Source organism: Streptomyces johnsoniae, from assembly GCF_031845565.1.
GTDB classification, from domain to species: Bacteria; Actinomycetota; Actinomycetes; order Streptomycetales; family Streptomycetaceae; genus Streptomyces; species Streptomyces johnsoniae.
The window spans coordinates 1-8,751 of sequence record NZ_JAVREV010000038.1 but is presented as its reverse complement, the minus strand read 5'-3'; the positions used below and the strand labels follow the sequence as shown (position 1 = coordinate 8,751).

The 8,751-nt window shown below is 70.6% G+C and carries 3 protein-coding genes; all 3 read right to left on the bottom strand.

Annotated features, from left to right (window positions below; genetic code table 11):
• The coding region (locus RM779_RS33085; RefSeq protein ID WP_311621503.1) for a type I polyketide synthase at positions 1 to 1,533 on the bottom strand (1,533 nt) is incomplete at its 3' end.
• A 55-nt stretch (positions 1,534 to 1,588) separates the two neighbouring features.
• Entirely contained in the window at positions 1,589 to 6,565 is a 4,977-nt protein-coding gene (locus RM779_RS33080; RefSeq protein WP_311621502.1) for a type I polyketide synthase, read from the bottom strand.
• A gap of 51 nt (positions 6,566 to 6,616) precedes the next feature.
• Positions 6,617 to 8,751: SDR family NAD(P)-dependent oxidoreductase (locus tag RM779_RS33075; RefSeq protein ID WP_311621501.1), on the bottom strand; the 2,135-nt coding region annotated here is incomplete at its 5' end.

The following is an 8,751-nucleotide window of genomic DNA, read 5'->3' as shown; positions in this document are numbered from 1 at the left end:
CTCCCGCAGCCGCGCCGCCTGCGCCCGCAACGCACCCTCGTCCTTACCCGAGAGCACCCACGGCACCACACCACCCGGCAGCCCGGCCACGGACCGGACCTCGCCGGCAGGCCCGGCGGCACCGGCCGCCTCCGCGCCCTCCGTCCCATCGAAGGACTCGATGATCACGTGAGCATTGGTGCCGCTGATCCCGAAAGCGGACACGCCCGCACGCAGCGGCTCACCGTCCTTCACCCACGGCCTGGCCTCCGTCAGCAGATCCACCGCACCAGACGACCAGTCCACGTGCGGGGTCGGCTCATCGGCGTGCAGGGTCCTGGGCAGCACACCATGACGCATCGCCATGACCATCTTGATCACACCCGCCACACCGGCCGCAGCCTGCGTGTGACCGATATTCGACTTCACCGACCCAAGCCACAGCGGCCGGTCACCGGACCGGCTCTGACCATAAGTGGCCAGCAAAGCCTGCGCCTCGATCGGATCACCCAGCTTGGTCCCCGTCCCGTGCGCCTCCACCACATCCACCTGCCCGGCCGACAGCCGCGCGCTGGTGAGGGCCTGCCGGATGACCCGGCGCTGGGAAGGACCATTGGGGGCGCTGAGGCCGTTGCTCGCCCCGTCCTGGTTGGCGGCGGAGCCGCGGATCACGGCGAGCACCTCGTGCCCGTTCTTCCGCGCCTCCGAGAGCCGTTCGAGCAGCAGCAGACCGGTGCCCTCGGCCAGGCCCATGCCGTCCGCGCCCGCGCCGAATGCTTTGCACCGGGCGTCGGGGGCCAAGCCGCGCTGCCGGCTGAACGCGATGAATCCGTCGGGCACGGTCATGAAGGCCGAGCCACCCGCCATCGCCATCGTGCAGTCGTTCTGCCGCAGCGCCTGGACCGCCAGGTGGATGGCGACCAGCGACGAGGAACAGGCAGTGTCGATGGTGACCGCGGGTCCTTCGAGGCCGAAGGTGTAGGAGATCCGGCCGGAGATGACACTGGGGGAACACCCCGTCAACAGGTGGCCCTCCAGGCCCTCGGGCGCCTTGCTGAAGTCGAGCGCGTAGTCCGGCCTGGAGGCCCCGATGAAGGTGCCGATGCGCTGCCCGTGCACAGAGGTCGGGTCCGTTCCTGACCGCTCCAGCAGCTCCCAGGCGGTCTCCAGCAGCAGCCGCTGCTGCGGGTCCATGGCCAGCGCCTCGCGCGGGCTGATCCCAAACATGTCAGGGTCGAACTGCGCCGCTTCGTACAGGAAACCGCCGTCACGGACGTACGACTTGCCCGGAACTTCCGGATCGGGGTCGAACATGCCGTCGAGGTCCCAGCCTCGGTCGGTCGGGAAACCCCCGATGGCGTCCACGCCGTCGGCAACCAGGCGCCACAGGTCCTCCGGGGAGGTGACGCCGCCAGGGTAACGGCAGGCCATGCCGACGATGGCGATCGGCTCCTGACTGGCCTCCTCGACGTTCCGCAGACGCTGACGCGTCTCGTGCAGATCCGCCGTCACCCACTTGAGGTAGTCACGGAGCGTCTTCTCGTTGTTCGCCATGGGGGTCTCCCGCAGAGTCGTTCAGAGGGTGAAGAAGTCGGATGTCGTGAGCGGTTCAGGAGGCGGGGCCGGGCTGGCTGCCGAACTCCCTGCGGATGAACTCGAACATCTCGTCGTCGGTGGCCGACTCCAGTTGATCGGCCACGGAGGAGATGCCCTCCTCGGCGGCTGTGTCCGTGGGCTGCCACTGCGCCAGAAGGGTCTGCAACCGCTTCGCGATGGCATCACGTTCGAGAGCGTCGGCGGTCACCGAGCCCAGGGCGGCTTCCATCTGGTCGATCTGCGTGTGCACATAATCCGGCGTGATTTCCTGCTCCTGGAAGAGCTCCGCCCGCACCATCGCGACCAACGCCTGGGGCGTGGGGTAGTCGAAGACGAGGCTGGACGGCAGCGTGAGGCCGGTGGCCCGGCTCAGGCGGTTGCGGAGGTCCACAGCGGTCAGCGAGTCGAACCCGAGGTCCCGGAAGGCGCGTTGCGGCTCGATGGCGTCCGTGCTGCTGTGGCCGAGGGTGGCGACGGCGTGGTTGCGCACCAGCTTGAGCAGGTGGCTGTCGACCTCCGCCGGGGAAAGGCCGGCGAGCTGCCCGCGCAGTTCGGAGACATCGCCCTCGTCCTCCGCCTTCCCGTCCTTCGCCCCCGGCTCGCGGCCCGCGGCGATGGCGCCGGGCAACTCGCTGATCAGTCGGCTGTCCCGGTTCATGAGGAAGAGGGAGACGAAGCGCTCCCAGTCGATGTTGGCCATCGCCACGTAGGTGTCGTCGTTGTCCAGCGCCTGCTTGAAACCGGCAGCGCCGAGGTCGGGGTCGAGCCACGGCAGGCCCTGCGACTGGGCGCGGGCGCTGAGGGTGTTCCGTAGCTCGATTTCCTCCTCCGTGAGGAATTCGTGGTAGTTGACGGGCCGCCAGACACCCCATGCCACGGAGGTTCCGGCCAGTCCACGCGCGCGCCGCTGGAAGGCCAGGGCGTCGAGGTGCGCGTTGGCGGCCGCGTAGGAGCTGTGGTTGCCGCTGCCCCAGAGGGATGCGATGGAGGAGTAGAGGACGAATGCGTCCAGAGTGTCGCGGTCGAAAATGCGGTCGAGGTTCTGCGCGCCGATGACCTTCGCGTCGTAGGACTCGGCCAACTCCTCCGGTGTGACCCCGAGTATCGGGTTCAGCAGGACGAGCGCGGCCAGGTGTGCCACGGTCCTGATCGGCGGCCCGTCGGCCTCGACCTGGCGCACCAGTGCGGCGAGGGCGTCGTGGTCGGTGACATCGCAGGTCGCGTTGGTCACGCGCACGCCCAGGTCGTTCAGCTCCTGCTCGAACTCGGCGGCGCCGGCACCGCTGGAGCCGCTGCGGCTGACGAGCACCAGGTGCTCGATGCCGTTGTGGGCGAGCCAACGGGACAGTACACGGCCGATCGCGCCGCCACCGCCGGTGACCAGAGCCGTGCCGCGGGGCTTGTAGACGCCGACGGGTCCGCGGCTGCCGAGCGCGTCATGCACCATGCGGCGGGCGAAGATCCGGGCGGAGCGCAACGCGATCTGGTCCTCGCCGTCCGTGCGGCGCAGTGCCTGAAGAAGTTCCCCGAGTGCCGGCTCGTCCGCGCCGGGCGCCAGGTCGACGAGCCCGCCCCACATGCGGGTCTCCTCCAGGGCGGCCACGCGGCCGATGCCCCAGATCTCGGCCTGGACCGGGTCGGCGGGCGCGTCCCGGTCATCGACGGCGACGCCGCCACGGGTGACGCACCACAGGGAGCTCACGAGCCCGGAGTCCGCGCAGGCCTGGATCAGGGTCATGGTGCCCAAGGTGCTGACCGGGAGCACGGGCTGGGCCGGGTGCGCGGTATTGTCCAGGGCCCACAGGCTCAGCACCCCGACCGGCTCGGCGTTCCCGCCGGCCCTCTCGCGCAGAAGCGTGCCGAGCCGCTCACGGTCGGCGTCGGCCGGGCCGACCTCCAGCAGGACGACATCGGCGCCCGCCTTCTCCAGGACCTTGCGAACGCCCCCGGGGTAGGGGTCCCGGGCGTGCGAGGCCGGCACGACGAGCAGCCAGGTGCCGGTGAGCGTCGTGTGCTCCGCCTGGGCGACAGGCCGCCAGGCGACGTTGTACCGCATGCCGTCCACCGCGGATCGCTCGCGGTGCTCGCGCCGCCAGGAGGAGAGAGCGGGCAACAGGTCGGGCAGCGTGGCGGACTCTCCGACGCCCAGGGTCGTGGTGACGGAGGAGAGGTCCGCGCTCTCGACCGCCTCCCAGAACGCGGACTCGGTCTCGTCCACGGGAACGGCCGCCTTCTCGCCACCCGAGGTCTTGAGCCAGTAGCGCTCGTGCTGGAAGGCGTAGGTCGGCAGTTCGACGATCGCGGGCCGCTCGAACGCCGGGGCCCAGTCCACAGCCACACCGCTCGCCTGGGCCTCGGCCAGCGACAGCAGGAATCGTTCGCTGCCTCCCTGCTCACGGCGGAGCGATCCCACGGTGACGACGCCCGGGCTGAGGGTCTCCTCGACGGCCATGGCCAGGACGGGGTGCGGGGACGACTCGATGAAGAAGGAGTGCGCGCCCTCCCGCAGGAGCCGGAGAACCTTTTCGAACTCGACGGTCTGCCGCAGGTTGCGCACCCAGTAGTCGGCGTCGAGGGCGGTGGTGTCGATCAGGGCGGCCTCGACCGTGGAGTAGAACGGGATCTCGGAGGCACGCGGCCGGAGCCCGTCGAGTTCGCTCAGCAGTTCCTCGCGGATGGAGTCCACCTGGGCGGAGTGCGAAGCGTAGTCCACGGGAATCCGGCGGATACGAATGTCCTCCGCCTCGCAGGCGGCGACGAATTCTTCCAGGGCTTCCGGATCGCCCGAGACGACGGTGGAGTTGCTGCCGTTGGCCGCGGCGACCGCCAAGCTGCCTTCCCACGCCTGGATGCGGGCGAGCGTCTGCTCGCGGCTCTGGGCAAGCGAGGCCATGGCCCCGTGACCGGCGAGCCGTTCCCCGATGATGCGGCTGCGCAGCGCGACGATCTTCGCGCCGTCCTGCAAGGAGAGGGCCCCCGAGACGACGGCGGCGGCGATCTCGCCCTGGGAGTGGCCGACCACGGCCGCCGGCTCCACACCGTACGAGCGCCAGAGTTCGGCGAGGGACACCATCACCGCCCAGGTCACCGGCTGGACGATGTCCACCCGGCTCAGGTCTCCGCGCAGCTCCTCCAGGAGGTCCCATGCCACGTACGGCTTCAGTGCCTCGGCACAGGCAGCCATGGATGCGGCGAAGGCGGACGAAGCGGTCACCAGGCCGAGGGCCATTCCGGACCACTGGGCGCCCTGGCCGGGAAAGACGAAGACCGGACGGGCGGCCCCCTGGCTCACGACGCCCAGGGCGGTGTCGGGACCGGGTTCAGCGCCGTCGGCGATGCTGGCCAGCGCGCCCAGGAAACTCTCCCGGTCGGAGCCGACGATCACGGCACGGTGGTCCAACGCCGCCCTGGCGCTGGCGAGGGACCAGCCGACGTGCGCGAGATCGGCGTCCGGACGCTCACTGAGGTGGACGCGCAGCCGGCCGGCCTGGGCGCGCAGCGCCGCGCCGGTGTGCCCGGAGACGACCCACGGCACCGGCTCGCCGGTGTGCGGGACGACCTCACCGTCCGCCGCCGCGTCCTCGTCCGTGGCTTCCTCAAGGATGATGTGGGCGTTGGTGCCGCTCACGCCGAAGGCCGAGACGCCGGCCCGGCGCGGGCCGCCCCGGCCGGCCCAGGGCCGCGCCTCGGTGAGCGGACTGATCACGCCCGAGGACCAGTCCACTTCCCGGCTTGGCTCCCCGACGTGCAAGGTCTTGGGCAGGACGCGGTTCCGCAGCGCCATCACGGTCTTGATGACGCCGGCGATCCCGGCCGCGGCCTGGGTGTGGCCGACGTTCGACTTCAGCGAGCCGATCCACAGCGGCTGGTCGGCCGGGCGGTTCTCGCCATAGGCGGCGATGAGGGCACGGGCCTCGATCGGATCACCGAGCTTGGTGCCGGTCCCGTGCGTCTCCACGGCGTCCACCTGCTCGGGGGCGAGCCGGGCATCGGCCAGGGCGGCCTCGATGACCTTCTGCTGGGCGGCACTGCTGGGCGCCGTCAGCCCGTTGCTCGCGCCGTCCTGGTTGATCGCGGAGCCGCGCAGGACGGCGAGGACGGGGTGCCCGTTGCGCCGCGCGTCCGACAGCCGCTCGACCAGAACCATCCCGGCTCCCTCGGCCAGCCCCATTCCGTCGGCGTCGGCGGAGAAGGCGCGGCAGCGGCCGTCGCGGGACAGACCGCCCTGGCGGCTGAAGCCGGAGAAGATCACGGGGGTGGCCATCACCGTGACGCCACCCGCCAGCGCGAGGCGGCAGTCGCCGCGCCGCAGGGACTGCACCGCCAGGTGCAGGGAGACCAGGGACGAGGAGCAGGCGGTGTCGACGGTGATGGCCGGCCCCTGGAGACCGAGAGTGTAGGCCACCCGCCCGGAGACGACGCTGGGCGCCATACCGGTGACCACGTATCCCTCGAAGCCCTCGTTGTGCCCGGAGACCGCGCCGCCGTATTCCAGCGGATTGGTGCCCAGGAAGGTGCCGATGTCGGCGCCGACGGTGGACAGCGGGTCGATGCCGGCCCGTTCGAATACCTCCCAGGCCAGCTCCAGCGGGATCCGCTGGTGCGGGTCCATGGCCAGCGCCTCGCGCGGCGAGATCTTGAAGAGGCCGGGGTCGAACTGGTCGGCGCCCTCAAGGAACGCGCCCTGGGTGACGTAGGTCTTGCCCTCCTTCTCCGGGTCCGGGTCGAAAAGATGCTCCAGATCCCAACCGCGGTTGGTAGGGAACGCTCCAACCGTGTCCTCACCGTTTGCCACCACGCGCCAGACATCCTCGGGTGAACGGACACCGCCCGGGTAACGGCACGCCATGCTGACGATGGCAATGGGCTCTTCGTCCCTGGCTTCCAGGGTGCTCAGCTTCGACTGAGTCCGCTCCAGTTCCTGCGTCACCTGCTTGAGGTAGTCGAAGAGCTTCTGCTCGGTGGACGGTGAGCTGGGGGCGTTGGACATCGTCGGTTTCTCCACTCAGGAACAAAGGTCGGCGAGGCTTGGTGGGACGGCTCAGGAACGTCCCAGCCGCTTGTCGATCAGACCGAACAGCTCGTCGGCGCTGGCGGACGCGATGTCGATCTCGCCGACGTCCTCCCCGCCCGGTTGGGCGTCGCCGGGCTTCGCCTCGTCCCAGCTCCACAGGAGGTTCCTCAGGCGCTTGGCCACCTGGGCCCGGGATTCGCTGTCGGGGCTCAGCGCGGACAGCGCCGACTCCAGCTGGGCGAGCTGGTCCAGGACCGCCTGCTCTTCGGCATCCTGGTCGGGCACCAGCTGGCCGCACAGGCCGACCGCCAGGGCCACGGCGTTCGGGTGGTCGAAGACCAGCGTGGCCGGCAAGCGCAGCCCCGTGACCGTGTTGAGCCGGTTGCGCAGTTCCACTGCCGTCAGCGAGTCGAAGCCCATGTCGCGGAACGTCCGGTCGGTCTCGATGGCCTCGCCCGAGGCCCCGTGGCCCAGGACCTGCGCGGCCTGAGAGCGGACCAGGTCGAGGAGCAGGTGCTCCTGCTCGGCCCGGGTCGCCCCGGCGAGCCGGTGGGCCAGCTGTCCCTGTTCACCTGGTTCCCCGGCCGGGGCAGGGCCCGTCAGCGCCTGCTGTGCCTCCGGGATCTCGGAGATCAGACGGCTGGGCCGAGCCATCGTGAACAGGGTGGTGAACTGCTCCCAGTCCACGTCAGCGATGGCGACCATCGTCTCGTCGTGATCGAGCGACTGCTGGAGGGCGGAGAAGGCCAGTCCCGTTTCCAGCAGCGGCAGGCCGTGCCTGCCGGACTTCTCGCTCTTGAGCGCCCGGATCTCGCTGTTGCGCTCATCCCAGTCGTTCGCGGCGTCCCACACGCCCCACGAGACGGAGGTGGCGGTACGGCCACGGGCGCGCCTCGCCTCGGCGAGCGCGTCCAGCTGGGCGTTCGCGGCGGCGTAAGCGCCATGCTCGCCGCTGCCCCAGAACGAGGCGATGGCCGAGAAGAGCACGAACGCGTCCAGCGTGTCCTGATCGAACAGCTCGTCGAGATGCTGGGCTCCGAGCACCTTGGCCCGGCACACCTCGGCGAAAGAGGCGGGCTCGATGTCGGCCAGCGTCTCCAGCTCGGTATAGGCCGCCGTGTGCAGGACGGCACGAACCGGCGGTCCCTCGGCCTCGACCTGACGCACCAGGGCGGTCAGCGCCTCCCGGTCGGTGACGTCACAGGCGGCGATGGTCACCCGGGCGCCCAGCTCGGTGAGCGCCGCCTCCAACTGCGGTGCGCCCAGGGCGTTCCTGCCGCTCCGGCTGATGAGCACCACATGCTCGGCGCCGTTGCGGGCCACCCAGCGGGCCAGATGACTGCCAATGCTCCCGGTGCCCCCTGTTACGAGCACGGTGCCGCGCGGAGTCCAGCGGCGCGACGGCGTCCGGTGGGAGAGAGGAGCACGCACGATCCGTCGGGCGAGGAGCCCAGCGGGCCGGATGGCGAGCTGGTCCTCACCGTTCGGGTCGCCGAGGGCCTGGCACAGGCGGCGCAGCGCCCGGCCGTCCAGCCGTTCCGGCACGTCGATCAGGCCGCCCCAGTGGCTGGGGAGCTCCAGAGCCGCGACCCGGCCCCAGCCCCATACCTGCGCCTGTTCGGGGCTGGTGAGGTGATCGGAGCCGGTGGTGGTGACCGCTCCCCGGGTCAGGACCCACAGCGGTGCCTCGATCCTCAGGCCATGCAGTGCCTGAACCAGCGCCAGGGTCCCGGCGCTGCCCACGTTGTGCCCTGGCAGATCGGGGTGTGGCGTGTCGTCGATCGGCCACAGGCAGACGACACCGGACAGATCGGCGCCCGCGCCGACGATCTCGTCGAGCCTGAGGTCCAGCTTCGCCCGGTTCACGTCTTCGAGGGTCACGTCGAGCCGTTCCGGGGTGGCCCCACGGTCGGACAGGGCGCGGAGCAGACTTGCCGCATCCTCGTCACCGACACCGACCGGTGTGACCACCAGCCAGGTGCCGGACAGAACGGCGGCGTCCGACTCGCTGACCTGCCGCCAGACGGCCTGATAGCGGTAGGAGTCGGCGTGTGACTGTTCGCGGTGACGACGGCGCCAGGTCGACAGAGCCGGCAACACCTCACGCAACCGCTCGTCATCGATCTGCAACGTGTCCGCCAACGCCCCCGGGTCCTCATTCT

Bases quoted from the DNA above. Each gene is read 5' to 3' on its own strand.
- RM779_RS33080 (WP_311621502.1), bottom strand. From the start codon at position 6,565: ATGTCCAACGCCCCCAGCTCACCGTCCACCGAGCAGAAGCTCTTCGAC.